At 64.5% G+C, this 24,467-nt stretch carries 25 protein-coding genes; 4 read left to right on the forward strand and 21 right to left on the reverse strand.

Translation table 11 applies throughout. From position 1 onward, the window contains the following. From ACLIIZ_RS18650 to ACLIIZ_RS18705, 12 genes are all read right to left on the reverse strand, one after another. Positions 1-246: hypothetical protein (locus ACLIIZ_RS18650; RefSeq protein ID WP_416694666.1), on the reverse strand; the 246-nt coding region annotated here is incomplete at its 3' end. A gap of 5 nt (positions 247-251) precedes the next feature. After that, on the reverse strand, positions 252-1,859 hold the full coding sequence (locus tag ACLIIZ_RS18655; protein WP_416694668.1) for a carboxyl transferase domain-containing protein: 1,608 nt from the start codon (positions 1,857-1,859) through the stop codon (positions 252-254). Between the two features lie 55 nt (positions 1,860-1,914). Next, positions 1,915-2,514 carry an LOG family protein gene (locus ACLIIZ_RS18660; protein ID WP_416694670.1) on the reverse strand — a complete coding sequence of 200 codons (600 nt, stop codon included), beginning with the start codon at positions 2,512-2,514 and terminating at the stop codon, positions 1,915-1,917. Continuing rightward, the gene (locus tag ACLIIZ_RS18665) at positions 2,511-3,329 is read right to left on the reverse strand and encodes a metallophosphoesterase (RefSeq protein ID WP_416694673.1); all 819 of its coding nucleotides are present in this window, start codon (positions 3,327-3,329) and stop codon (positions 2,511-2,513) included. Before ACLIIZ_RS18665 ends, ACLIIZ_RS18660 begins: the two co-directional genes overlap by 4 nt. A gap of 1 nt (position 3,330) precedes the next feature. Next, the gene (locus tag ACLIIZ_RS18670) at positions 3,331-3,951 is read right to left on the reverse strand and encodes a 2-hydroxychromene-2-carboxylate isomerase (RefSeq protein ID WP_416694675.1); all 621 of its coding nucleotides are present in this window, start codon (positions 3,949-3,951) and stop codon (positions 3,331-3,333) included. A 63-nt stretch (positions 3,952-4,014) separates the two neighbouring features. Further along, positions 4,015-5,151 (reverse strand): acyl-CoA dehydrogenase, encoded by a 1,137-nt coding sequence (locus ACLIIZ_RS18675; protein ID WP_416694678.1) that lies wholly within the window; start codon positions 5,149-5,151, stop codon positions 4,015-4,017. Continuing rightward, positions 5,148-6,062: a DMT family transporter gene (locus ACLIIZ_RS18680; protein WP_416694680.1), complete on the reverse strand. Its 915-nt coding sequence runs from the start codon at positions 6,060-6,062 to the stop codon at positions 5,148-5,150. The genes ACLIIZ_RS18675 and ACLIIZ_RS18680 overlap by 4 nt, the downstream gene beginning before the upstream one ends. Beyond that, positions 6,063-7,253, reverse strand: coding sequence for an acetyl-CoA C-acyltransferase (locus ACLIIZ_RS18685; protein ID WP_416694682.1), 1,191 nt, complete (start codon positions 7,251-7,253; stop codon positions 6,063-6,065). A gap of 37 nt (positions 7,254-7,290) precedes the next feature. Continuing rightward, complete coding sequence (gene can / locus ACLIIZ_RS18690) at positions 7,291-8,439, reverse strand: carbonate dehydratase (RefSeq protein ID WP_416694684.1); 1,149 nt, start codon at positions 8,437-8,439, stop codon at positions 7,291-7,293. A 131-nt stretch (positions 8,440-8,570) separates the two neighbouring features. After that, positions 8,571-9,743 (reverse strand): isovaleryl-CoA dehydrogenase, encoded by a 1,173-nt coding sequence (locus tag ACLIIZ_RS18695; RefSeq protein ID WP_416694686.1) that lies wholly within the window; start codon positions 9,741-9,743, stop codon positions 8,571-8,573. Beyond that, the gene (locus tag ACLIIZ_RS18700) at positions 9,740-10,216 is read right to left on the reverse strand and encodes a PaaI family thioesterase (RefSeq protein WP_416694688.1); all 477 of its coding nucleotides are present in this window, start codon (positions 10,214-10,216) and stop codon (positions 9,740-9,742) included. The genes ACLIIZ_RS18695 and ACLIIZ_RS18700 overlap by 4 nt, the downstream gene beginning before the upstream one ends. A gap of 61 nt (positions 10,217-10,277) precedes the next feature. Beyond that, entirely contained in the window at positions 10,278-10,667 is a 390-nt protein-coding gene (locus ACLIIZ_RS18705; RefSeq protein WP_416694690.1) for a MerR family transcriptional regulator, read from the reverse strand. Positions 10,668-10,764: 97 nt separating this feature from the next. Between ACLIIZ_RS18705 and ACLIIZ_RS18710 the strand changes: the two genes are divergently transcribed. The 3 genes from ACLIIZ_RS18710 to ACLIIZ_RS18720 all read left to right on the forward strand — a co-directional run bounded on the left by ACLIIZ_RS18710 (position 10,765) and on the right by ACLIIZ_RS18720 (position 14,456). Continuing rightward, the gene (locus tag ACLIIZ_RS18710; RefSeq protein ID WP_416694778.1) at positions 10,765-11,805 is read left to right on the forward strand and encodes an MBL fold metallo-hydrolase; all 1,041 of its coding nucleotides are present in this window, start codon (positions 10,765-10,767) and stop codon (positions 11,803-11,805) included. A 15-nt stretch (positions 11,806-11,820) separates the two neighbouring features. Beyond that, positions 11,821-13,653: a PHA/PHB synthase family protein gene (locus ACLIIZ_RS18715; RefSeq protein ID WP_416694692.1), complete on the forward strand. Its 1,833-nt coding sequence runs from the start codon at positions 11,821-11,823 to the stop codon at positions 13,651-13,653. A gap of 137 nt (positions 13,654-13,790) precedes the next feature. Continuing rightward, a complete protein-coding gene (locus tag ACLIIZ_RS18720) occupies positions 13,791-14,456 on the forward strand; it encodes a YiaD family glycine zipper/OmpA-like lipoprotein (RefSeq protein WP_416694694.1) in 666 nt (221 codons plus the stop codon). A gap of 42 nt (positions 14,457-14,498) precedes the next feature. Here the strand turns inward: ACLIIZ_RS18720 and ubiT are convergent, their stop codons facing one another. Genes ubiT through ubiU form a run of 3 tightly spaced genes read right to left on the reverse strand, consistent with a single transcriptional unit; the run spans position 14,499 to position 16,866 of the window. Further along, complete coding sequence (ubiT, locus tag ACLIIZ_RS18725; protein ID WP_416694696.1) at positions 14,499-14,951, reverse strand: ubiquinone anaerobic biosynthesis accessory factor UbiT; 453 nt, start codon at positions 14,949-14,951, stop codon at positions 14,499-14,501. Beyond that, positions 14,948-15,856: a U32 family peptidase gene (locus ACLIIZ_RS18730; protein WP_416694698.1), complete on the reverse strand. Its 909-nt coding sequence runs from the start codon at positions 15,854-15,856 to the stop codon at positions 14,948-14,950. The genes ubiT and ACLIIZ_RS18730 overlap by 4 nt, the downstream gene beginning before the upstream one ends. A gap of 2 nt (positions 15,857-15,858) precedes the next feature. Continuing rightward, positions 15,859-16,866 (reverse strand): ubiquinone anaerobic biosynthesis protein UbiU, encoded by a 1,008-nt coding sequence (gene ubiU, locus ACLIIZ_RS18735; protein WP_416694700.1) that lies wholly within the window; start codon positions 16,864-16,866, stop codon positions 15,859-15,861. Positions 16,867-16,990: 124 nt separating this feature from the next. Here ubiU and ACLIIZ_RS18740 point away from each other — a divergent pair, with 124 nt between their 5' ends. After that, positions 16,991-17,893, forward strand: coding sequence for a response regulator (locus ACLIIZ_RS18740; RefSeq protein ID WP_416694702.1), 903 nt, complete (start codon positions 16,991-16,993; stop codon positions 17,891-17,893). 6 nt (positions 17,894-17,899) lie between these two features. On the opposite strand, the gene ACLIIZ_RS18745 is transcribed toward ACLIIZ_RS18740, so the two are convergent. Genes ACLIIZ_RS18745 through ACLIIZ_RS18770 form a run of 6 tightly spaced genes read right to left on the reverse strand, consistent with a single transcriptional unit; the run spans position 17,900 to position 24,364 of the window. Next, a complete protein-coding gene (locus tag ACLIIZ_RS18745; RefSeq protein WP_416694705.1) occupies positions 17,900-18,820 on the reverse strand; it encodes a septal ring lytic transglycosylase RlpA family protein in 921 nt (306 codons plus the stop codon). Further along, the gene (gene rodA, locus ACLIIZ_RS18750; RefSeq protein WP_416694707.1) at positions 18,817-19,920 is read right to left on the reverse strand and encodes a rod shape-determining protein RodA; all 1,104 of its coding nucleotides are present in this window, start codon (positions 19,918-19,920) and stop codon (positions 18,817-18,819) included. The genes ACLIIZ_RS18745 and rodA overlap by 4 nt, the downstream gene beginning before the upstream one ends. 4 nt (positions 19,921-19,924) lie before the next feature. Then, positions 19,925-21,844 carry a penicillin-binding protein 2 gene (mrdA, locus tag ACLIIZ_RS18755; RefSeq protein ID WP_416694709.1) on the reverse strand — a complete coding sequence of 640 codons (1,920 nt, stop codon included), beginning with the start codon at positions 21,842-21,844 and terminating at the stop codon, positions 19,925-19,927. A 9-nt stretch (positions 21,845-21,853) separates the two neighbouring features. After that, positions 21,854-22,375: a rod shape-determining protein MreD gene (gene mreD, locus ACLIIZ_RS18760; RefSeq protein ID WP_416694780.1), complete on the reverse strand. Its 522-nt coding sequence runs from the start codon at positions 22,373-22,375 to the stop codon at positions 21,854-21,856. After that, positions 22,375-23,289 (reverse strand): rod shape-determining protein MreC, encoded by a 915-nt coding sequence (gene mreC / locus ACLIIZ_RS18765; RefSeq protein WP_416694712.1) that lies wholly within the window; start codon positions 23,287-23,289, stop codon positions 22,375-22,377. Before mreC ends, mreD begins: the two co-directional genes overlap by 1 nt. Positions 23,290-23,320: 31 nt before the next feature. Further along, positions 23,321-24,364 (reverse strand): rod shape-determining protein, encoded by a 1,044-nt coding sequence (locus tag ACLIIZ_RS18770; protein ID WP_374325816.1) that lies wholly within the window; start codon positions 24,362-24,364, stop codon positions 23,321-23,323. Between the last annotated feature and the right edge of the window lie 103 nt (positions 24,365-24,467).

Genomic DNA, 24,467 nt, shown 5'->3' on the forward strand with positions numbered 1-24,467 from the left:
AGTTCCGCAGCCGCCCGGCGCGCCGAGTAGCGCAAGGGACCGGGCGCAGCCCGGCGCCGACCTGGGGGTGGCTTTTTCTTTGGCTACTTTCTTTTTTCCACAAAAAAGAAAGTACGCCCGCCGGTCAGCGGCGGAAAACAGCGCTTCAGAAGCCAAAGCCGCTCCCTCAACAGCGGAACCCAGCGGTTCAGAAAACACGAACGCCCGCCCGTCAGACGCGAAAGTCAGAGGATCAGAACCTCCCATCCCCATCACATCCGGAAAATCCCGAACTTCGTCGCTTCCGCTGGCGCATTCATCGCCGCCGACAGCCCCAGTCCCAGCACGCGCCGCGTATCCGCCGGGTCGATGATGCCGTCGTCCCACAGCCGCGCCGAAGCGTAGTAGGGATGGCCCTGCGTCTCGTACTGCTCGCGGATTGGCGCCTTGAAGGCGGCTTCTTCCTCCGCCGACCAGCTGCCGCCCTTGGCCTCGATGCCGTCGCGCTTGACGGTGGCCAGCACACCGGCCGCCTGTTCGCCGCCCATCACCGAGATGCGCGCGTTCGGCCACATCCACAGGAAGCGGGGCGAGTAGGCACGGCCGCACATGCCGTAGTTGCCGGCGCCGAACGAGCCGCCGATGACGACGGTGAATTTCGGTACCTTGGCGGTGGCGACGGCGGTGACCATCTTGGCGCCGTCGCGCGCGATGCCGCCGTTTTCGTACTTGCGGCCGACCATGAAGCCGGTGATGTTCTGCAGGAAGACGAGCGGGATGCCGCGCTGGGCGCAGAGTTCGATGAAATGCGCGCCCTTGAGCGCCGATTCGGAAAACAAAATGCCGTTGTTGGCGACGATCCCCACCGGGTAGCCGTAGATGCGGGCGAAGCCGCAGACCAGCGTCGTGCCGTAGCGCGCCTTGAACTCGTCGAAGTCGGAACCATCGACGATGCGGGCGATGATCTCGCGCACGTCGAAGGGCTTCTTGGTGTCGGTCGGGATGACGCCGTATAACTCTTCCGGGCTGAACAGCGGCGCGCTCGGGGCGGTCAGGGTGACCGGCGGCGTCTTTTTCCAGTTCAGGTCGCGCACGATGCGCCGGGCGATGGCCAGCGCATGGGCATCGTTTTCGGCCAGATGGTCGGCAACGCCGGAGATGCGGGTATGCACGTCGGCGCCGCCGAGGTCTTCGGCGGTGACGACCTCGCCGGTCGCCGCCTTGACCAGCGGCGGGCCGCCGAGAAAGATGGTGCCCTGGTCGCGGACGATGATCGACTCGTCGCACATCGCCGGCACATAGGCGCCGCCGGCGGTGCACGAACCCATGACGGCGGCGATCTGCGGGATGCCGGCGGCCGACAGGTTGGCCTGGTTGAAGAAGATGCGCCCGAAGTGTTCCTTGTCCGGGAAGACCTCGTCCTGCATGGGCAGAAAGGCGCCGCCGGAATCGACCAGGTAGATGCAGGGCAGGCGGTTTTCCAGGGCGATTTCCTGGGCGCGCAGGTGTTTCTTGACGGTCAGCGGGTAGTAGGTGCCGCCCTTCACTGTCGCGTCGTTGGCGACGATCATGCATTCGACGCCTTCGACGCGGCCGATGCCGGCGATTACCGACGCTGCCGGCACGTCGCCGTCGTACATCCCGTAGGCGGCGAACTGGCCGATTTCGAGGAAGGGCGTGCCGGGATCGAGCAGGGCACTGACCCGTTCGCGCGGCAGCAGCTTGCCGCGCGCCAGGTGCTTCTGGCGCGCCGCTTCCGGGCCGCCGAGGGCGATCTTCTCGACTTTCTCACGGAGGTCGGCGACGACCGCCCGCATGGTCGTCGCGTTGGCCTGGAAGTCGGCCGAACGCGGGTTCAGTTGGGATTTCAGGATGCTCATGTCTCCTCGCTTCTTGTATTGGTGCGTTGCCTGAAAATGAAAAACGGAAAAGGCGCTACAACTGCCTTTCTTCCTTGAGCCATTTGCTGACCGGTTCGGGGCGGAAGGCTGCCATTGCCGCGAGCAGCGCTTCGGGGTCGCTGTCGCTGAGCGCCATCGCCCGGTTCTGTTCGCGCAGGAAGCCTTCTGCCGCGGCATGGTCGAACATCGCCAGCAGCGGGTCGTAGAAGCCGGCGACGTTGAGCAGGCCGATCGGTTTCACATGGAATCCGAGTTGCGCCCAGGTCAGGGTTTCGCAGTATTCCTCGAAGGTGCCGAAGCCGCCGGGCATGGCGATGAAGCCTTCGGCCAGCTCGGCCATCCGCGCCTTGCGGGTGTGCATCGAATCGACGACTTCGAGCCGGGTCAGTGTCCGGTGGTCCACCGGGCGACCTTCGACTTCCTTGCCCATCAAGGCTTGCGGGATGACGCCGATGACCGTGCCGCCGGCGTCGAGACAGGTATCGGCAACGGCACCCATGAGACCGACGTTGCCGCCGCCGTAGATGAGTTGGATGCCGCGGCCGGCGAGCAGGCGGCCCAGGTTTTCGGCCGCGGCGCGATAGACGGGTTTGTTGCCGGCGTTGGCGCCGCAGAAGACGCAGAGGCTTTTCATGAGGTTTCCTTGTTGGCGAGCCGCAGGACGACGAATTCCGGTGGGCAGTTGAAACGGATGGGCAGAATGCTGGTGCCGACGCCCGAACTCACCCAGGTCGGCACGGAGCTTCCGGGAATCCAGCCGTAAGCGTCTTCCCGGGCGGAGCGACCGGGGACGATCAGTGCGCCGACGAAAGGCAGGCGGATTTGTCCGCCGTGTGTGTGGCCGGCCAGGGCGACGCGGGTCGAGGCCGGCAGATCTGGTGCGTTGGCCGGGTCGTGCAGCATGGCGATGACGCCGGCGCCTTCCGGCACGGCGGCAAAGGCGGCTGCCGGTTCGGCATGGCCGGTCATGTCGTCGCCGATGCCGGCCAGCCAGAGTCCGCTTTCGGGCAGCTCGAGCGCTTCGTTTTCCAGCACGCGGATACCGACTTGCTCCAGCGCCCGCCGCACGCGCGGTCCATCGAAATGCCAGTCGTGGTTGCCGAGCGTTGCGAAAACGCCGAGCCTGGCATGCAGGCCGGCCAGGTCGGCGGCGAGATCTTCTGGGGCGACCTGGGTTCCGCCGAGGACGCCCTGGATCATGAAATCGCCCGGCAGCAGGATCAGGTCTGGGTTTGCCTCGTTGATGCGCTCGACCAGTCGACGCAGGGCGGCGCGCCCGACATGCGGGGCGCCGACGTGGAGGTCGCTGGCCATGGCGATGGTCAAGGGCTGCTTGAGCTTGGCTGTGCTCAGCGTCAGGTCGCGGCGCTGCACCTGGCCCGGCTCGATGGCCAGCGACCAACCGGCAAAAGCCAGCAAGCAGGCGTAGATGACCAGACGCAATGGCATCTCAGAAGCCGCCGCTTTCCAGCCAGCGCTCGATCTGCGGCAGGCGGTCGGCGCCGAAGAAGGCTTCGCCGTCGATGATCACGTGCGGCGAGCCGAAGACGCCGATGGCCAGCGCCTGCTCGCACTCGTCCTTGAGGCGGGCCTTGATTTCCGGGGCCTGCAGCGCGGCGGCAAGCGTTTCCCGGTCGATGCCGAGGCCGGCGGCGATGTCGAGAACGGTGTCGGGCGCGGAGATGTCGAGGTCGTCGACGAAGAAGGCGCGATAGACGGCGTGGGCAAAGCGCCGGGCCAGGCCGCAATCCTGGCCGTGCAGCCAGTAGTAGGCACGGGCGGCGTTCTGCGTCGGCAGCGGAAAGCGGCTGGGCGGGTTGTAGGGAACGCCGAGGAAGCGCGCCGAGCGGGCGAAGTCGTGCAGCATGTAACGGCCCTTGTTGCTGACGCCGTCGGCCGGCGGACGCGAGCCGGTGGCCTGGAAGATGACGCCGAGCAGGATCGGGTGCCAGCGCACTTTGCGCCCGAAGCGGGCGGCGACGTCGTCGATCTTCTCGGCCATCAGGTAGCCGTAGGGGCTGGAAAAATCGAACCAGAAATCGATAGTGTTCTTGTCGTTGGTTTCGCTCATCTTTGTCTCCTTGGGGTTGGGCGCGGTCGCCGGAATTCTCTGTCCGGTCGACCGCAGTTTGGCTTACTCGGCGGCGATCGAACGGCCGATCACCAGCCGCTGGATGTCGTTGGCGCCTTCGTAGATCTGGCAGATGCGCACGTCGCGGTAGATGCGTTCAACCGGAAAATCGCTGGTGTAGCCAACGCCGCCGTGGATCTGGATGGCGTCGGAAGCGATCTTCTCGGCGGCTTCGGAAGCGAACATCTTGGCCATCGAGGCTTCCTTCAGGCAGGGCTTGCCGGCGTCCTTGAGCTGGGCGGCGCGCCAGACCATCAGGCGGGCGGCGTCGAGCAGGGTGTTCATGTCGGCCAGCTTGAAGTTGACCGCCTGGTGCTCGATGATCGGCACGCCAAAGGTGACGCGCTCCTTGGCGTAGCGCACGGCAGCTTCGAACGCGGCGCGCGCCATGCCGATGCTCTGGGCGGCGATGCCGATGCGGCCGGCTTCGAGGTTGGAGAGGGCGATCTTGTAGCCTTCGCCTTCCTTGCCGAGCAGCGCGGAAGCCGGCACGCGGCAGTTTTCCAGGATGATCTGCACGGTGTCCGAGGCGTGCTGACCCATCTTGTCCTCGGTGCGGCCGACGACGAAGCCGGGCGTGCTGGTCGGGATCAGGAAGCAGGAAATGCCCTTCTTGCCGGCGGCCTTGTCGGTCACCGCGAAGACGATGGCCATGTGGGCGTGCTTGCCGGTGGTGATGAACTGCTTGACGCCGTTGAGCACGAAGAAGTCGCCATCCTTGTCGGCGCGCGTGGTGATCGCGGCGGCGTCCGACCCGGTGTGCGGTTCGGTCAGGCAGAAGCAGCCCCACTTCTCGCCGCGGGCCAGCGGCTTCAACCATTCTTCCTTTTGCGCGTCGCTGCCGTACTTCATCGTGATGCCGCAAGCCAGCGAGTTCTGCACCGAGACGATGGTCGAGGTGGCGCCGTCGCCGGCGGCGATTTCTTCCAGCGTCAGCACCAGCGACATGTAGTCCATGCCGGCACCGTCCCACTCTTCGGGCACGACCATGCCCATGGCGCCGAGTTCGCCGAGTTCCTTCAGGGCGTCGGCCGGGAAGGTATGGTTCTTGTCCCATTCGGCGGCGAAGGGGGCGAGGCGTTCCTGCGCGAAGGCGCGCATGGTGTCGCGGATCATTTCCTGTTCTTGCGTCAGAATCATGCTGTTTTCTCCAGAGTTGTTTTTTGTACGGTGGTCAGCCAGACGCCGGCAATCACCAGCAGGCCGCCAAAAAGTACCGGCAGGCCGAGCCGCTCGTCGAGCAGGACGGCCGCTTGCAGCACAGCGAAGACCGGTACCAGGTTGATGAAGACCGAGGCGTGGCCGGCGCCGAGTTGCTGCACGGCGGCGGTGAACCAGGTGTAGGCGATGGCGGTGCCGAAGACGGCGAGGAAGAACATGCTGCTCCACACCCGCCACGACCAGCCGGCCAGATCGACGTCGCCCTGGACCAGGGCGGCCAGGCCGAGCAGGAAGGCGCCGCTGAAGCTCGCGTAGAGCGTGGTCGCCAGCGCCGAGAAATGGCCGGTCGCCCGCCAGCCGATGAAGGTGTAGGCCGCCCAGCTCAGCACGCAGCCGACGATCAGCCACTCGCCGATGCCGACCGTGCCTTGAAGCAGGGCCAGCGGGTCGCCGTTGCCGATCACCGTCAGGCAGCCGGCGAGCGCGATTGCGCTGCCCAGCGCCTTGCGCCGGTTCATGCCTTCCTTGCCGATGGCCCAGGCGAGCAGCACGATGACCACCGGGTTGAGCGCGACAACGAGGGCGCCGCGCCCGGCCGGAATGTGCTGCAGCCCGAAAAAGAAGCACAGGCCGTAAAGGAAGATGCCAAAGAAACCGAGGGCCCAGACCAGTCCCCATTCCTGCCGGTCCTTGGGCAGCGCGATGCCGCCGCCGGAGACGAGCATGACGCCGCCGACCACCAGGCCGGCGACGACGAAGCGCAGCGCGGCGACGGCGAGCGGGGCACTGAGTTCCTGGGCGATCACTCGCCCGGCAATCCAGGTGCCGCCCCACATCGCCATCGCCGCCACCAGCTTGACGTAGGTCAGGGTCCGGGCCGCTTGCGGCACTTAGAGCATTTCCACGGCGAGGGCGGTCGCTTCGCCGCCGCCGATGCACAGCGAGGCGACGCCGCGCTTGAGCCCCTGTTTCTTCAATGCGCCAAGCAGGGTGACGACGATGCGGGCACCGGAAGCGCCGATCGGATGGCCGAGCGCGCAGGCGCCGCCATGCACGTTGACCTTGGCGGCGTCGAGCTTGAGATCGTGCAGCGCAGCCATCGTGACAACGGCGAAAGCTTCGTTGATTTCGTAGAGATCGACGCTTTCCGCGGTCCACCCGGTCTTGGCGAACAACTTCTGCATGGCGCCGACCGGTGCGGTGGGGAACAGTGCCGGAGCGTGCGCGTGGGTGGTGTGGGCGACGATACGGGCAAGCGGCGTGAGGCCGAGCTTTTCTGCTTGCGAGGCGCGCATCAGGACCATGGCGGCGGCGCCGTCGGAGATCGACGAGGAGTTGGCGGCGGTGACCGTGCCGTCCTTCTTGAAGGCCGGCTTGAGGGTCGGGATCTTGTCCACATTGACCGCGAACGGGCCTTCGTCCTTGTCGACGACGACATCGCCCTTGCGGCCGGCGACGGTGACCGGGGTGATTTCCCAGTCAAAGGAACCGTTGTTGCTGGCGGCGATGGCGCGGGTCGTCGATTGCATCGCATAGGCGTCCTGGGCTTCGCGGGTGAAGCCGTAAGTGGCCGCACACTCTTCGGCGAAGGTGCCCATCAGGCGGCCGCGGGTTTCCTTGCCGTAGGAATCTTCGAGGCCGTCGAGGAACATGTGGTCGAGCAACTGGCCGTGGCCGAGGCGATAGCCGCCGCGTGCCTTGGGCAGCAAGTAGGGGGCGTTGGTCATCGACTCCATGCCGCCGACGACGGCGATGTTGCAGGAACCGGCGAGCAGGCCGTCGTGACCGAGCATGGTGGCCTTCATCGCCGAACCGCAGACCTTGTGGATGGTGGCGCAGCCGGCCGACAGCGGCAGACCGGCCTGCAGCGCGGCCTGGCGGGCCGGGGCCTGGCCCTGGCCGGCTTGCAGGACGCAGCCCATGAGGACTTCTTCCACCAGGTTGGCGTCGATGCCGGCGCGGGCGACGGCGGCCTTGATCGCCTCGGCGCCGAGGTTGGCGGCGGTGAGGCCGGAGAAGCCTCCCTGGAAACTGCCCATCGCGGTGCGGGCGGCGGATACGATGACAATCGGTTCGTTCATGCTGTGTTCTCCTTGCGGATTGTTATGGGAATGGGGGTCAGTCCACCAGCGCCTTGAGCGCGGCGTCGTAGCGGGTCGGCAGGTCGTCCAGGCAGTCGACGGTGAAACCGAGGTCGTGCATCAGACCATCCTTGAGACCGTAGATCCAGCCATGGATGGTCAGTTTCTGGCCGCGCTTCCAGGCATCCTGGACGACGTAGGTCTGGCAGACGTTGGTCACCTGTTCGAGCACGTTGAGTTCGCACAGGCGGTCATAACGCTGGGTTTCGGGCAGGGTTTCGAGGTGGTTCGCGTGCTTGGCGTGCACGTCCTGGACGTGGCGCAGCCAGACATCGACCAGTCCGTTGCGATCCTTGTTCATCGCCGCCCGGACGCCGCCGCAGCCGTAGTGGCCGACGACCATGATGTGCTTGACCTTGAGCACATCGACTGCGTACTGCAGCACGGACTGGCAATTGAGGTCGGTGTGGACGACGATGTTGGCGATGTTGCGATGGACGAATACCTCGCCCGGCAGCAGGCCGACGATCTGGTTGGCCGGCACCCGCGAGTCGGAGCAGCCGATCCACATGAATTCGGGCGCCTGCAGCGTCGACAGCTTGTCGAAATACTGCGGGTCGACTTCCTGCATCTGGCGCGCCCAGGCGCGGTTGAAGTCGAACAGGTGGCAGAGGTTTTCGCTGCGGATTTCCTCTTCCGACCAGTTGTCGAGGTCGAGGGCGAGAAAGATCGTGCCTTCGATCGGCGTGTGGTAGTAGCTCGGCGCCTCAGTGAAACCCAGTTCGCGGTAGAGCCTGACCGCCATGCGCATGCTGGGCAGGGTATCGATCAGCAGCTTGCGGTAGCCGAGTTCCTTGGCCGCCTTGATCGCGGCCAGTGCCAGTCGGCGGCCGATGCCGAGACCACGGAAGTTCGGCTCGACGTAGAGGCGCTTCATTTCGCAGACCCCCGTCGCATCGGCGAGCGGCCGGATGCCGACGCAACCGGCGCCCTGACCGTCGTATTCGGCGAAGAACAGCCGGCCGTGCGGCGGTGCGTAGGCACCGGGCAACGAGGCCATTTCTTGGTCGAAATTCTGGAACGACAGGTCGACGCCCAGCCAGCCCGCGTAGTTGCGGAAGAATTGGCGGACGCGCTCGATTTCGTTGGCGTCGGCGGCGGTCATGGTGCGTAGGTTCAGTTTCATGCGGTGTGGCTCCTGATAGGGCGGCGCTGCGAAGACGCGCCGCGATGTGCGTTTACCCAGCCCGAGGCTGCGGTCAGGCGCACATTCTATCGTGCCGATAATTATGAATTCAGGAAGTCTCCAGCCATCTGTCAGGTCGTTTCGTTGAACAGCTCCCGGCCGATCAGCATGCGACGGATCTCCGAAGTCCCGGCGCCGATCTCGTAGAGCTTGGCGTCGCGCCAGAGGCGGCCGGTCGGGTATTCGTTGGTGTAGCCGACGCCGCCCAGTGTCTGGATCGCCTCGCCGGCCATCCAGGTTGCCTTTTCGGCGGAGTAGAGGATGGCGCCGGCAGCGTCCTTGCGCAGCGTCCGGCTGTGGTCGCTGCTGTCGCAGGCGCGGCCGACGGCATAGACATAGGCGCGGGTGGCCTGCCAGGTCGAGTACATGTCGGCGACCTTGCCCTGCATCAGCTGGAACTCGCCGATCGCCTGGCCGAACTGCTTGCGTTCGTGCAGGTAGGGGACGACGACGTCCATGCAGGCGGCCATGATGCCGAGCGGGCCGCCGCAGAGCACGGCGCGCTCGTAGTCGAGGCCGGACATCAGCACCCGGGTGCCGTTGCCGACGCCGCCCAGCACGTTCTCCTCCGGTACCTCGCAGTCGTCGAAGAACAACGGGAAGGTGTTGGAACCGCGCATGCCGAGCTTGTCGAGGTGGGTGCCGTGGGAAAAGCCCGGCATGCCTTTCTCGACGATGAAGGCGGTCATGCCCTTGGCGCCGGCCTCCGGATCGGTCTTGGCATAGACGACCAGGGTATCGGCGTCGCCGCCGTTGGTGATCCACATCTTGGCGCCATTGAGCACGTAGCGGTCGCCCTTCTTGTCGGCGCGCAGCTTCATCGAGACGACGTCGGAGCCGGCGTTCGGCTCGGACATCGCCAGCGCGCCGACGTGCTCGCCGGAAATCAGCTTGGGCAGGTATTTCTGCTTCTGCGCTTCGCTGCCGTTGCGACGGATCTGGTTCACGCACAGGTTCGAGTGGGCGCCGTAGGAGAGGCCGACCGAGGCGGAGGCGCGCGAGATTTCCTCAAGGGCGACGATATGCGCGAGATAACCGAGGTTGGTGCCGCCGTATTCTTCGCCGGCGGTCATGCCGAGCAGGCCCATGTCGCCGAATTTCTGCCACAGGTCGGCGGGGAATTCGTTGGCTCGGTCGATCTCGGCGGCGCGCGGCGCGATCTCGGCGTCGGCGAAGGCTTTCACCGCGTCGCGCAGCAGGTTGATGTCTTCGCCGAGGGCGAAGTCGAGGCTGGGAATGTTCATTGGTTTGTCTCCGGTTTGTTGTTGCTTGTCTTGCTATCCGATTTGCCGTGCATCGCCATGATCGTCTGCTGCATCAAGGCGCACAGGTTTTCCCTGCCGTCCCTGACGGCGAACACCTCGGCCTGGGTGACGATCAGCGTGCGCCCGGCGCGTACTAGCTTGCCGCGGGCGATCAGCTTGTCGCCGTCGGCCGGGGCGAGCAGGTTCATCTTGTATTCGACGGTGAGCACCGAGGCGCTGGCCGGCACCGTGGTCATCGCCGCGTAGCCGGCGGCCGAGTCGGCGATCATGCCGACGACGCCGCCATGGACGAAACCGTGCTGCTGCTCGATGCCGTCCCAGTGCGGAACGTGGATTTCGGTGCAGCCGTAATCGACGACCGGCATCGTCGCGCGGATCAGGTGCATGGCGCTTTGGCGCGCGAAACTGGCGAGAACGCGGGCAGCGAATCCGGGATCGGTCGGGGGGGCCATGGCGGTCAGGGTATTGAATTAATTTACGTTGACGTAAACGTAAACTAACCGGCAAAAAAAATCACGCATTTTTCCGGCGCGCCACTTCCTGCTGGCACTGCTGCTCGAACTGGCCAATCTCGGCGAGCACCGCCTCGATGTCTTCGCGCTGCTGTTCCAGTGCGGCGCGGCGCTTCTCGATGATGCGCAGGCATTCGAGCAGTTGCGGCGTTTCGTCCTCGGTCGAGTTGTACATGCCGATCAGGTCCTTGATCTCGGCCAGACTCAAGCCGAGGCGCTTGCCGCGCAGCGCCATCTTCAGGCGGGCGCGGTCGCGGCGGGTGAAGATGCGCTTCTGGCCCTCGCGCTGCGGCGCCAGGATGCCCTGGTCTTCCCAGAAACGGATGGTGCGCGGGGTGATCGCGAACTCGCGCGCGAGGTCGGAAATGCTGAAGGTGGCCGGCTGGCTCATCATGACTCCTTGGTTGCGGCGAAGTTAAGCAGATGGCGGGGCTTTTTTCAATCCGCTACCGTATGGTAACTTGCTCGAAAAACGAAAACGGAAAACCATGTCCCTGCATTATCCCTTTACAGAGATTCCCGCTGCCGGTGAGCAGCGTGAAGTCGCGCCCGGCATTTTCTGGCTGCGCATGCCGCTGCCTTTCCAGCTCGACCATATCAACCTCTGGCTGTTGCGCGACGGCGAGGGCTGGACCATCGTTGATACCGGCTTTCCCGACGACGGCGTGCGCGCCACCTGGCGCAGCATCCTCGATCGCCTTGATGGTCCGGTGAAGCGCTTGATCGTCACCCACTTCCATCCCGATCACCTCGGTCTGGCGACCTGGTTGATGGAACAGACCGGCGCGCCGCTGGCGATGACCAGCGCCGAGTTCCTGACCGCGCACGCGGTGTGGAACGAGGTCGGCGGCCATGGCGCCCAGTACATGGTCGAACAGTTCCGGCGGCATGGCCTGGACGCTGACCGCCTGGACAAGTTCGCCAGCCGTGGCTCGGGCTACCGGCGGGCAGTGCCGGGATTGCCGGCGCACTATCAGCGCTTGAAGGCGGGCGAGCCAGTAACGATCGACGGACAGGCCTGGAAAATTCTCATCGGCTATGGTCATTCGCCGGAACATCTGGCGCTTTACTGTGCCAAACTGGGCGTGTTAATTTCAGGCGACATGCTGCTGCCGAAAATCTCGACCAACATCAGCGTTTTTGCCGCGACGCCGGATGCCGATGCCCTGCGCTGGTATCTCGAATCGCTGACCGTGATGGCCGAGGAAATTCCGCCGCAGACATTGGTCCTGCCATCGCACGGTCTGCCCTTCACCGGGGTGCAGGCGCGTGTGGGTGCCTTGCATGCGCACCACGAAGAACGATTGCATGCGCTGGAGAATAGCTGTGAACAAGCGCCGCAGAGCGCAGCCGGGTTGCTTGACGTGTTGTTTGGTCGGGCGCTCGATACACACCAAACCATGTTCGCGATGGGTGAAGCGATTGCCCATCTGAACTATCTGGAACAGGCCGGACGATTGTCGAGGGAAATCGGCGACGACGGCGTGATTCGCTATTCGCGGTTGTCAATACAATCCGCCGCGCACTGACAGAGGGAGTTTCAAATGCCGCAGCAAACCGAAGAACAGGGCCTCAACCTGCCCAACCCGGCCGAAATGGCCAAGACCTATGCCGAAGTCGCCCAGCGCGCCTCGCGCATCATCACCCAGTACATGGAAAAGAAGGCCAAGGACGGGGTCGAGGCACCGTCCGACGAAATGGGTGTCGCCCGCGCCTTCATGGACCTGTCGGCTCGCCTGATGGCCAATCCCTACAAGCTGGCGCAGACCCAGATGAACATGATGTGGGATTACTTCTCGCTGTGGCAGGGATCGATGATGAAGATGCTCGGCATGCCGGGCGCCGCACCGGTTGCAGTGCCGCAGAAGGGCGACAAGCGCTTCAAGGACGAGGACTGGGAACAGCATTTCCTGTTCGATTTCGTCAAGCAGTCCTATTTGATCGCCGCCCGCCACATCCATGAGACGGTCTGCTGCACCGACGGCCTGGACGAAGCGACGCAGCAGAAGGTGAACTTCTTCACCCGCCAGTACATCGACGCGCTGTCGCCGTCCAATTTCGCCCTGACCAACCCGGAAGTCTTCCGCGAAACGGTCAAGAGCCACGGCCAGAACCTGATCAGGGGTCTGAACAACCTGCTGCACGACATGAACGAGGACGGTCAGTTGCGCATCCGGATGACCGACACCGCCGCCTTCGAGATGGGCCGGAACGTCGCGACGACGCCGGGCAAGGTGGTCTACCAGAACGAACTCTTCCAGCTGATCCAGTACAACCCGGGCACCACCGAGCAGTACAAGAAGCCCTTCCTGATCGTGCCGCCGTGGATCAACAAGTACTACATCCTCGATCTGCGCGAGAAGAATTCCTTCGTCAAATGGGCGACCGATCAGGGTCACACCACCTTCATCATCTCCTGGGTCAATCCAGACGAGAAGATGGCCCAGGTCGGCTTCGAAGATTACATGCTGAACGGTACGCTGGAAGCGATCACCCAGGTCTGCGCGCAGACCGGCGAGGACTCCGTTAACCTGGCCGCTTACTGCATCGGCGGCACGCTGACCATGTCCACGCTCGCCTACATGGCGGCGAAGAAGGACAAGCGCGTCAATTCGGCGACCTTCTTCACCACCATGCTCGATTTTTCCGAGCCGGGCGAACTCTCGGTCTTCCTCGACGAAGGGACGATCGAAGGTCTCGAGAAGAAGATGGAGAAGCGCGGCTTCCTCGAAGGTTCGGAAATGGCCGGCACCTTCAACATGCTGCGTGCCAACGACCTGATCTGGTCCTTCGTGGTCAACAACTACCTGATGGGCAAGGACCCCTTCCCCTTCGACCTGCTCTACTGGAACTCGGACTCGACGCGCATGCCGGCGGCGATGCACAGCTTCTACCTGCGCAACATGTACCTCGAGAACAAGCTCAAGGACCCCGGCGGCATCGAACTGGGCGGCGTCAAGATCGACATCCGCAAGGTCAAGACCCCGTGCTACTTCATCTCGACCATCGAAGACCACATCGCGCCGTGGAAGAGCACCTACATAGGCGCCCGTCTGCCGACCGGCAAGACCAAGTTCGTCCTCGGCGGTTCCGGTCACATTGCCGGCATCGTCAATCCGCCTGCAGCCAACAAGTACGGCTACTGGACCAACGACGCGACCGACGGCAACCTGCCGGAAAGCCCGGAGGATTTCCTGGCCGGCGCGACGCAGCACGCCGGTTCGTGGTGGACCCACTGGCAGGAATGGGTGACCGCACTACCCGGCGGTTCGGCCAAGGTGCCGGCCCGCGATCCGGCGGCCGGAGCGCTCAAGGCGCTGGAAGAGGCTCCGGGCAGCTACGTCAAGTTCCGTCTCGACGCGCAGAAGCAGGACTGAACCTTTCCGTCCTGCGGCAATCAACGAGGGAGGCGCAAGCCTCCCTTTTTGCTGGCTGTTACAACTGCTAACAGCCCGGATCGGTGGCCGTGCTAGTCTGCAAAAGCCGGACAGGACCGGCGACAGGAGGTAAAACGATGAAACGAACGATGATTGCCCTGTGTGCCGTCAGTCTGGCATTCACAGGTTGTGCCAACATGGATGAAACGCAACGCCATACCGGAACCGGTGCGGCGATTGGCGCCGTTGCCGGTGCCGTACTCGGCGCCGCCACGTCCAGCAGGTCTGACCGCGGCAAGGGCGCGGTGATCGGCGCCGCCGCCGGCGCGGCGATCGGTGCCGGGGGTGGTTACCTGTGGTCGAAGCGCATGCAGGAGCAGAAGGCGGCGATGGAGCAGGCGACACAGGGCACCGGCGTCGAAGTGACGCAGACGGCCGATAATCGCCTCAAGCTCGAGATTCCCAGCGATGTTTCCTTCGATTCCGGCAGCTACGCGATCCGGCCATCGTTGCGGCCGGTGCTCGACAAGCTGGCTGCCGGCCTTGCCGAACACGCGGTGACGCGGGTGACGATCGTCGGCCATACCGACAGTTCCGGCTCGGACAAGGTCAACAATCCCTTGTCGGTGAAGCGGGCGGAGGCGGTGCGCGACTATCTGGTACCGCGCGGTGTGGCGGCGTCGCGGATCGCAGTCGATGGGCGCGGAGCGCGTGAGCCGCTGGCCGACAACGCGACGGCGGAAGGCCGGGCGAAGAACCGGCGGGTTGAAATCTTCATTGCCGAGGGCCAGGCAGCCAACTGAGCCGAGCTTCCCCGGTCACCCGGCCCGCCGCGCGCGGGCCGCTCAGTTTCCGGGTAGCGGCAGGCGTGGCAGGGTTGGCCACTCGATCGCGTCGAGCATGTTCTTGACGATCAGGCCAAGCTCGGTGTCACCGGTGATTTCGAGTTCGCGGTTGAAGAACAGGGTGTCGGGGTCTTCCTGGCGTGCCAGCAGTTGCAGGTAGGCCGACAGGTTGGCGGCGAAGGCCAAGTCCGGTTCGCGTTGCACGCTGAAGACCGGCCGGAACAGGCCGTTGCGGAAGGTGTAGTGGGCCACGCCACCGGTGTCGAGGACGCTGACCCGGAACAGCTTGTCCTCCAGCGCGCCGAGTTCGCTTTCCGGCAGCAGCTTGAGCTTGAGGGCGGCGTTGAGTGCCGTCACCAGAGCCAGCGAATGCGGCCACTGCGGCAGCTTGTGGCCGATTTCGGCGATCAGCGCCGGCAGCCGGAAACGGGGAATGACGAAATGCGGGCTCATGCGGGGGCTCCGGTGCGGGCGGGTGGCGGGATGTGATGCGTGGCGATCCCGGCGTCGCCGAACCAGTAACCGTCGACCAGACCGCATTCGCTCCACGCCGCCGTATCGACGGTGGGCGTCTGGCCGTTCCGGGCGGCGGCGAAGGCGGCGATGATTTCGTCGATCCGGTTCTTCTGCGGGCTGAGACGGACGATGTCGATGCCAAGTTCGCGCAGCGTCGGCATCTCGCCGAGCAGGCAGTAGGTCTGCGCCGACATCGTCTGGATCCCGTTGATGGTCAGGAAGGCCTGGCCTTCGCGGGTCTTCAGCGTCAGTCCTTCGGCATGGTCGAGACACTTGAACTGGCAGTCGTCCTTGTTCAGCTCGTAATGGCGGGCGGTGAAGCAGCGTGCGGAGAAGGCGAGCGGAATCTTGCCGAAGGCGAACACTTCCGTTTCGACACCGGCCGGGCGGCTGGCGTGCAGCGTTTCGATCAGCGCGCGCGAGGCTTCCAGCGGCGGCACCCAGCGCTTCATGCCGTAGCGGGCGAAGGTGGCGAGGGTGGCTTCGTTGTAGATGTTGAGGTGCGGGCCGGCGACGAAATCCTGACCGGAGACCAGATTGATCGCCCCGAGATCGTTGGCTTCGACCTTGCAGCCGGCTTCATCGACGATACGGCGCAGCGCCTTGAGGTCGCTTTCCGATTCGAGCAGCGCCTGCGCCGAAATGACGACTTCCTTGCCGGCATCGGTCAGGTCGCGAGCCAGGCCAATCCAGTCGGCGGTGCGCAACTGCTGGCGGCGCGAGCAGACGACTTCGCCGACGTGGATGATGTCGAGTGCCGGGTTCTCCGCCATCGCCGCGTAGAACTCCATGACTTCTGCCTTGGGCCAGAACCAGAGCAGGGGGCCGAGCGACAGTTTCATGCTTATCTCCAGGGCCGGTTGTAGGCGCCCAGCGTTGCCTGGTTGCCTTCGGAAACCTTGGCCAGTTCGGCCTGCCAGGCCGGCTTGACGTGGTAGCGTTCGGCGCCGTCGCGCAGCGCGTCGAGCGCGGCGCGCAGGGTGCGGGTGACCTGGGTGACGTAGGTCGGGCTGCGCTGGCGGCCTTCGACCTTGATCGCGCGCACGCCGATCTTGACGATCTCCGGTAGGATTTCCAGGACGTTGAGGCTGGTCGGTTCTTCCAGCGCGTAGTAGGTTTCGCCGCGCACGTCGAAGCGGCCCTTGCACAGCGTCGGGTAGCCGGCCGGTTCGCTGTCGCCGAAACGGTCGATCAGAATGCCGTTGAGGCGGGTTTCCATGGCGCCCGGTTGCTTGTCCCACTTGACGTACTTGGCCGGCGAGCAGGCGCCGACGGTATTGGGCGATTCGCCGCAGGCGTAGGACGACAGCCAGCAGCGGCCCTCGTTCATCACGCACAGGCTGCCGAAGCCGAAGACCTCGATTTCCACCTCGGTGTTGCGGATGACGTTCTCGACCTGGGCCAGCGTCAGCACGCGCGGCAGGACGGCGCGGCGGATGCCGAACTCGCGGCGGCAGAAGTTGATTGCTTCGTAGCTGGTGGCCGAGCCCTGCACCGACAGGTGCAGGCGCTGCTGCGGGTGGCGCCGGCTGGCGTAGTCGAGTAGCCCGACATCGGCCAGGATGATCGCGTCGACGCCGAGGTCGACCGCGGCGTCGACCGCCTTGTGCCAGTCGCCGACACGGCCGGCCTGGGGGAAGGTGTTGATCGCCAGCAAGACCTCGCGGCCCCTGGCGTGGGCATAACGGACGCCGTCGCCCATGGTCTTCGGATCGAAGTTGAGGCCGGCGAAATTGCGCGCGTTGGTATCGTTCTTGAAGCCGAGGTAGACGGCATCGGCGCCATTGTCGACGGCGGCCTTGAGGGCCGGCAGGCTGCCGGCCGGACAGACGAGGTCGGGCAGTTGGGGCATGGCGGGTTCCAGGCAGGTGAAGCAGAGAAGTATAGCGGCTCGCATCCGGCTGCCGTTGATCCGCATCAAAAGCCAGGCTCGTGCTAGGATTGAGCAACGTAACGTTCGCCCGGAACTCAGCTTCATGTCCGACCATCGTGTTCTCGTCGTCGATGACGAAGCCATCAACCTGATGCTGATCGAGGATTTTCTCGAGCAGGAGAAGTTGGCGCTCGAGTTGTTCGCCGACCCGCTCGCCGCCTGGCAGCGTCTGGCGGCGCCCGACAGCGATTTCGCACTGGTCGTGCTCGATCGCATGATGCCGGGGATGGACGGCATCGAGTTCCTGCGCCGGGTCAAGGCGGAGAGGCGCTTCGCCGATGTGCCGGTGATCATGCAGACGGCAGCGTCGGCGCCGGAACAGGTGCGCGAGGGTCTGGAGGCCGGCGCCTACTACTACCTGACCAAGCCCTATGCGCCGGAAGCGCTGATCTCGATCGTCCGCGCGGCGCTCGAGGACCGTCGCGCCCGCGTTTCTCTGCGCACGCTCGCGGCGCACATCGAGGAAGCACAGAAGCTACTCGTCTGCGCCGAATACGGCTTTTCCACGCTGGAGGAAATCTCTTGTCTGGTGCCGGTGCTGGCCGGCATCTGCCCGGAGCCCGATCGCGTCGCCCCCGGTCTGTCGGACCTCATGGTCAATGCGGTCGAACATGGCAATCTGGGGATTTCCTACCGCGAGAAGTCGCTGCTCAAATGGGACGGCGACTGGGAAGGCGAAATCCGCAAGCGGCTCGTTCAGCCCGAATTCCGCGAGCGGCGGGCAAGCGTACGCATCGAGCGGACAGCGTCGGCGATTTCCTTCCGTATCGCCGACCAGGGGCGCGGTTTCGACTGGCGCAAATTCCTCGATTTCGACCCCGAGCGCGTCTTCGACCCCAACGGCCGGGGAATTGCCATGGCGCGGATGACCAGTTTCAGCCGCCTGCAGTACGAAGGTTGCGGCAACGTCGTCGTTGCCACCGTCGATTTGCCCGCGGCGGCGTAAGCGGCTTCAGCGGGTAACGATAGTCGGCTGGTAACCGAGGCTGCTGCGGAAGCGATCGGCGACCACCTGTGCCTCGGTGCGCGAGGCGTAAGGGCCGAGCTGCAGGCGGTGCAGCCCGTTGGCGCGCAGAATGTGCATGCGGGCATCGACCCAGTCGAGTTCTCTTTCCAGATGCAGTTTCAGATTATCGGCGTTGTCGGCATTGGCGAAAGCGCCAAGCTGCAGGTATACCCCGGACGGCAGGGCGGTTTCGACGACCGGTGCCGGAGGTGGTGCGGCACTGGGAGCGGCTGGCGGCGCCACCTGAGCATAGGTGGTGCTGGTTTCCTGGCCGGGGATGATCGCCTCGACTTCGACTTCACCGCTGCCGCCCTGAACCAGTCCGAGCTTGTAGGCGGCGGTGTAGGAGAGGTCGATGATGCGGCTGGCGTGGAAAGGACCGCGATCGATGACGCGGACCACCACCGAGCGGCCGTTCTGCACGTTGCTGACGCGCACGTAGGAAGGCAGGGCCAGCGTTGGATGGGCGGCGGTCATGGCGAACATGTCGTAGGGTTCGCCGATCGAGGTCTTCTGTCCGTGGAACTTCTTGCCGTACCAGCTGGCGATGCCGCGCGCCTTGTAAGGGCGCACGCTGGTGTTCGGCACATAACTGGTGCCGAACACTTCGTAGGGGCGTAGCGCCGGTTTGTGCAGCGGTTCCCAGCGCGGGACCGCGTCAGGGGTCTGTTCAAGGTTTTCCGGAATTTCGTCGCCCGGGCCGTCGTCCTTGTAATAGCCGCCGCCCCAGCGTCGGTTGGGCGCTGCCTGGCCGGTCGGTCGCGCGGTGCTGGCTGTTGGCCGCTCGTTCCTGGCCACGGGTTCGGGTGTGCTGCCGCAGGCGGCAAGTACGAAACACGGAAGAAGCAGGCGCCAGATGTTTTTCATTTCTTGACCAGCATGCGGTGGGTGTGAATGCTCATCAGGATGCCGATGCCCAGCATCAGTGTGATCAGCGCGGTGCCGCCGTAGCTGATGAAGGGCAGCGGTACGCCGACGACTGGCAGGATACCCGAGACCATGCCCATGTTGACGAAGGCGTAGATGAAGAAGACCAGGGTCAGCGCGCTGGCCAGCAGGCGGGAGAACAGGGTCGGTGCGGCGGCGGCGATCATCAGACCGCGGCCGATCAGCAGTGTGAACAGGAAGAGCAGGATGCCGTTGCCGAGCAGGCCCCATTCCTCGGAAAAAACGGCGAAGATGAAGTCGGTGTGCTTTTCCGGAATGAACTCGAGGTGGGTCTGGGTGCCCTTCAGCCAGCCCTTGCCGAGGCCGCCGCCGGAACCGATGGCGATCGTGGACTGGATGATGTGATAGCCGGCGCCGAGGGGGTCGGAACTCGGGTCGAGCAGGGTCAGCACACGCCGCCGCTGGTAGTCGTGCAGCATGTTCCAGGCGAAAGGCATGGCGGCGCCAGCGGCGGCGCCCAGCCCGAACATCACCTTCCAGGGCAGGCCGGCGAAGAAGATGACGAAGAAGCCGGCGGCGCCGATCAGCAGCGAGGTGCCGAGGTCGGGTTGCTTGAGGATGAGGGCGATCGGCAGGAGCAGGATGCCGCTGGCGATGGCGAAGTGCTTGGCGCGCAACATCGATTCGTACTTGTGGAAATACCAGGCGAGCATCAGCGGCATCGCGATCTTCATGATCTCGGATGGCTGGATGCGCACGAAGCCGAGCGACAGCCAACGCCGCGAGCCGTTGACGACGATGCCGAACAGCGCGACGCCAATGAGCAGCACCAGACCCAGCAGGTAGAGCGGTACCGCCCAGCGCATCAGCGACTGCGGTGGCGTGCGGGCGACGGCGAACATGACGGCGGTGGAAGCGGCGATATTGACCAGTTGCCGATCCAGCTTCCAGAAACCGTCGCTGGCGGTGGCGGAATAGATCGTCGCCAGGCCGATCGTCATCAGTGCCATGACGATCAGGAACAGTGGCATGTCGAGGTGCGCCGTCAGGTTCTGGATGATGCGCCGAAGCAGTTTCATTGCGCTATTCCTCGATCGTTGCGGCGCCTTCGTCGCCGTTTTCCTCGCCGGAATCGACTTCCGGCGCCGGGCCGCCCGGCAGTTTGCCGATCAGGTAGTAGTCGAAGACCTGGCGCGCGATGGGCGCCGCCGACTGGGCGCCGAAGCCGCCGTTTTCGACCATCACGGCGACGACGATCTTCGGCTTGTCCACCGGCGCGAAGGCGACGTACCAGGAGTGGTCGCGCAGGCGCTCGCGAAGTTGGCCGGCGACGTATTTCTGCCCGCCTTTCAGGCTGAAGACCTGGGCAGTCCCGGTCTTGCCGCCGGATTCGTAGGCCGCGCCAGCGAAAGCGCGGGCGCCGGTACCTTCGCGGACGACGCCGGCCATGGCGCGCTTGATGACTTCGACGTGCTCGGGTTTCAGGGGCGCCTGGCGGATCGGTTGCGGTTCGACGATGCGGACCTCGCCGCTGGTCGGGTTGGTGATGCTATGCACCAGGTGCGGGCGGAAGACCTTGCCGTAATTGACGATGTTGGCAAGCGCGTGCGCCATGTGCAGCGTCGAATAGGCGTTGTAACCCTGGCCGATGCCGACCGAAATGGTTTCGCCGGAGTACCATTTTTGCTGCTCGCGCTTCTTGAAGCGCTTCTGCTTCCATTCCGGTGACGGCAGGATGCCAGTCGCTTCGCCGGGAATGTCGATCTCGGTACGTCGTCCGAGGCCGATTTCACTCATGAAACGGGCGATGTTGTCGATCCCCATGTCGTTGGCCAGGGTGTAGTAGTAGGTGTTGCAGGAAACGACGATCGATTTGTGCATATCGACCATGCCGTGCCCGCCGACCTTGTCGTCCATGAAGCGGCGATTGCCGAAGTTGAAATAGCCCGGGTCGGCGATCGTCTGGTTCGGCGTGCGTTTGCCGGTTGATAACGCGGCCAGGGCCATCAGCGGCTTGAAGGTCGAGCCTGGGGGGTAGGTCGAATAGATCGCCCGGTTGAGCAGCGGCTTGTCCGGGTGGTTGTTCAGTTCGTCCCAATCGTCGTAGCGGATGCCGTCGACGAACAGGTTGGGGTCAAAGGCGGGTGAGGAGACAAGGGCGAGTACGGCGCCGTTGCTCGGATCGATCGCTGTCAGCGCGCCACGGCGCCCGCCGAAGGCCTGTTCGGCGACCGACTGCAGACGGGCATCGAGGGTCAGGGTCAGGTTGTTGCCGGGGATCGGCGCGGTTTGCGAAAGGACGCGCACGGCTCGGCCGCCGGCATCAACTTCGACCTGTTCGTAGCCTGCCGTGCCGTGCAGTTCGAACTCGTAATTGGCTTCCAGGCCGACCTTGCCGATGTGCTCGGTGCCCTTGTAATTGGCATCGTGCCCACTGGTCTCGATCATTTCCTTGTCCTTGGTATTGATCCGGCTGATGTAGCCGATGGCGTGGGCGGCCAGGGTGTTTTCGGGATACTGGCGGAACAGTCGGGCCTTCACCTCGACGCCGGGGAAGCGATAGCGCTGCGCGGCAAAGCGGGCGACTTCCTCGTCGGTGAGGCGGGTGCGGATCGGGATCGACTCGAAGTTCTTCGATTCCTCGAGCAGGCGCTTGAAACGGCGTCGATCCTTGAGCTGGATTTCGACGATTTCCCCCAGGCGGTCAATGGTTTCTTCGAGTCCGAGGGTTTTCGAAGGGGTGATTTCCAGCGTGAAAGCGGAGTAGTTGCGGGCCAGGATGACGCCGTTGCGGTCGACGATGTTGCCGCGATTGGGCATCACCGGGACCAGCGAGATGCGATTGCTTTCAGCCCGGGTGCTGTAATACTCGTGCTGCAGGATCTGCAGGTAGAAGAAACGGCCGAAGAGCAGGGCGAAACAGGTCAGGACGAAGGCGCCGGCGAACAGAACCCGGCGGCGGAAACGGTCGGGATCCTGTTCTCCCTGATGGAATTCGCTCATGGTCGGGGGTCAGAGCGGGCGGTTGGCGTCCCTTTCCACCGGCTGGTACTGGGGCAGCAGCAACAGGAAGGTGGCGGGAATCCAGAGCAGGGTGGCGCTCAGCGGGCCGATCAGGTAACCCCAGCCGGGGAAATCGGCGCCAGTCGGCAGGCGCATCAGCAACTGGATGACCTGGCAGGCGAGCAGCAGCGGAAAGATCTGCAGTGCCTGCTGGGCCAGCGGGAACCACAGGATGCGGCGCGATTGGCCGGCGGCGAAATAAGCGAGCAGGACATAGGCGAAACAGTGCTGGCCGAGGACCGCGCCATCAGCGACATCCATCGCCAGGCCGAGGAAGAAGGCCCAGCCCATGCCGACTCGACGGGTTTCGCGGATACACCAGAAACAGAGGACCAGCGCGACCCAATCCGGGATGCCTGGCCAATGGGCGGTCGGCAGAAAGTTGGCAAGGAGTGCGGCGAACAGGCTGGCGACGATGAACCAGGGGCGGACCGGCAGCAGGATGCGCGAGGAGGAGAAGGTCGGTTGCATCATTTCTTTTCCGCTTGGCCCGGCGTGCCGCTGTTGCCGGCGCGGCCCGGCGAATCCGGCGGTGGCGGCGGCTGGGAAGCGCGCGGGGCGAGGACCAGGACTTCGCCGAAGTTCTCGACGGCGGCGATCGGCGCGCAACGGATGCGGGCAAAAGCGTAGGAGTTGTCGCGCTCGATGCTGACCACCTTGGCCACCGGGAAGCCGGCCAGGTAGACGCCGTCCAGGCCCGAGGTGACGAGCAGGTCGCCTTCGCGGATGTCGGCGTTGGCGGGAATGTAGCGCAGTTCGAGTTCGCCGCTGCCGAGGCCGAAGACGACCGAGCGCTGGCCGCTGCGCACGACCTGAACGGGTACCGTCTGGTCCTTGTCGGTGATCAGGGTGATTTCAGCGGAGAACGGGAAGACCCGGGTCACCTGGCCGACCACGCCGGCCTCGTCGATCGCCGGCTGGCCAGCGACGATACCCGATTGCTGGCCCTTGTCGATGACGATGCGGCGGGTGAACGGATCGCGTGCCGTGTACATGATGCGCGCCACTTCGCCGCGCGCCGGTTCCCGCTCCTTGACGGCGAGGAGCTTGCGTAGGCGGTCGTTCTCGCTTTCCAGTTGCTCCAGGCGCAGCAGATTGGGGGCGGTCTGTAGCTGGGCCTGCTTCAGGCTACGGTTTTCCTCGAGCAACTTGTCCAGTCCGCGCAAATAGTCGCCGGCATTGTCGACCAGGCCGCCGGGCATCTGGGCGACGCGCTGGATCGGATCGGTGATCAGAGCGACGGTCTGGCGCAGCAGATCGAGGCTGCGCAAACGGAGGTCGACAAAAAACAGCGCCAATGACAGCGCCACGTAGAAAGTCAGAAGGGCCAGCGGTGCTGGCCCTCGCTTGAAGAAGGGAGGTGGTGCGTGGTCGGAGCCGGCCATCGCTTAGTCCTGCAAGCGGGTGGTTGACCGGTCAGTCCGAGGCAAAGATGCTGCCCAGCTTGTCCATCTTTTCCAGCGCCATGCCGCAACCACGGGCAACGCAGGTCAAGGGTTCGTCGGCAACGATCACCGGCAGACCGGTTTCTTCCATCAGCAGACGGTCAAGGTCGCGCAGCAGCGCGCCGCCGCCGGTCAGGACCATGCCCTTTTCGGCGATGTCGGCGCCGAGTTCGGGCGGCGTCTTTTCCAGGGCGGACTTGACCGCGGAAATGATCTGGTTGAGCGGGTCGGTCAGCGCTTCGAGGATTTCGTTCGACGAAATCGTGAACTTGCGTGGGATGCCTTCGGCCTTGTTGATGCCGGAGACTTCCATTTCCTTGATCTCGGCGCCCGGGAAGGCGGAGCCGATGTTCTTCTTGATGTTCTCGGCGGTGTTCTCGCCGATCATCATGCCGTAGTTGCGGCTGATGTAATTGATGATCGCCTCGTCGAGCTTGTCGCCGCCGACGCGCACCGAGCCTGCGTAGACCATGCCGCCGAGCGAGATGACGCCGACTTCGGTGGTGCCGCCGCCGATGTCGACGACCATCGAGCCGGTTGCTTCGGCGACCGGCAGGCCGGCGCCGATGGCGGCCGCCATCGGCTCCTCGATCAGATACACCTGACTGGCGCCGGCGCCGAGCGCCGATTCGCGGATGGCGCGGCGTTCGACCTGGGTCGAGCCCGACGGCACGCAGATGATGATGCGCGGGCTGGGCGAGAACAGCTTGGAATCGTGCGCCTTCTTGATGAACTGCTTGAGCATCTGCTCGGTCACCGTGAAGTCGGCGATCACGCCATCCTTCATGGGCCGGATGACAGTGATGCTGCCGGGTGCCTTGCCAAGCATTTCCTTGGCTTCGCGGCCGACGGCCTGGATGGTTTTCTTGGCGTTGGGGCCGCCTTCGAGGCGGATCGCAACGACCGACGGCTCATCGAGGACGATCGAGCGGCCACGCACGTAAATCAGCGTATTGGCCGTGCCGAGGTCGATGGCAAGGTCGTTGGAAAAATACTTGGAGAGGAATCCGAACATCTGTTGAGCTCCGCGTTGGGGGGTGCGGTAGATAAAGCTTTTATGATACCTTACAACGCTTTCGTTTATAAGGCTTTGTGCGCTGCAAAAAGCCTTTTTCAAG

The sequence above is a fragment of the Azonexus caeni genome (genome assembly GCF_048146105.1).
GTDB lineage: Bacteria > Pseudomonadota > Gammaproteobacteria > Burkholderiales > Rhodocyclaceae > Azonexus > Azonexus aromaticus_B.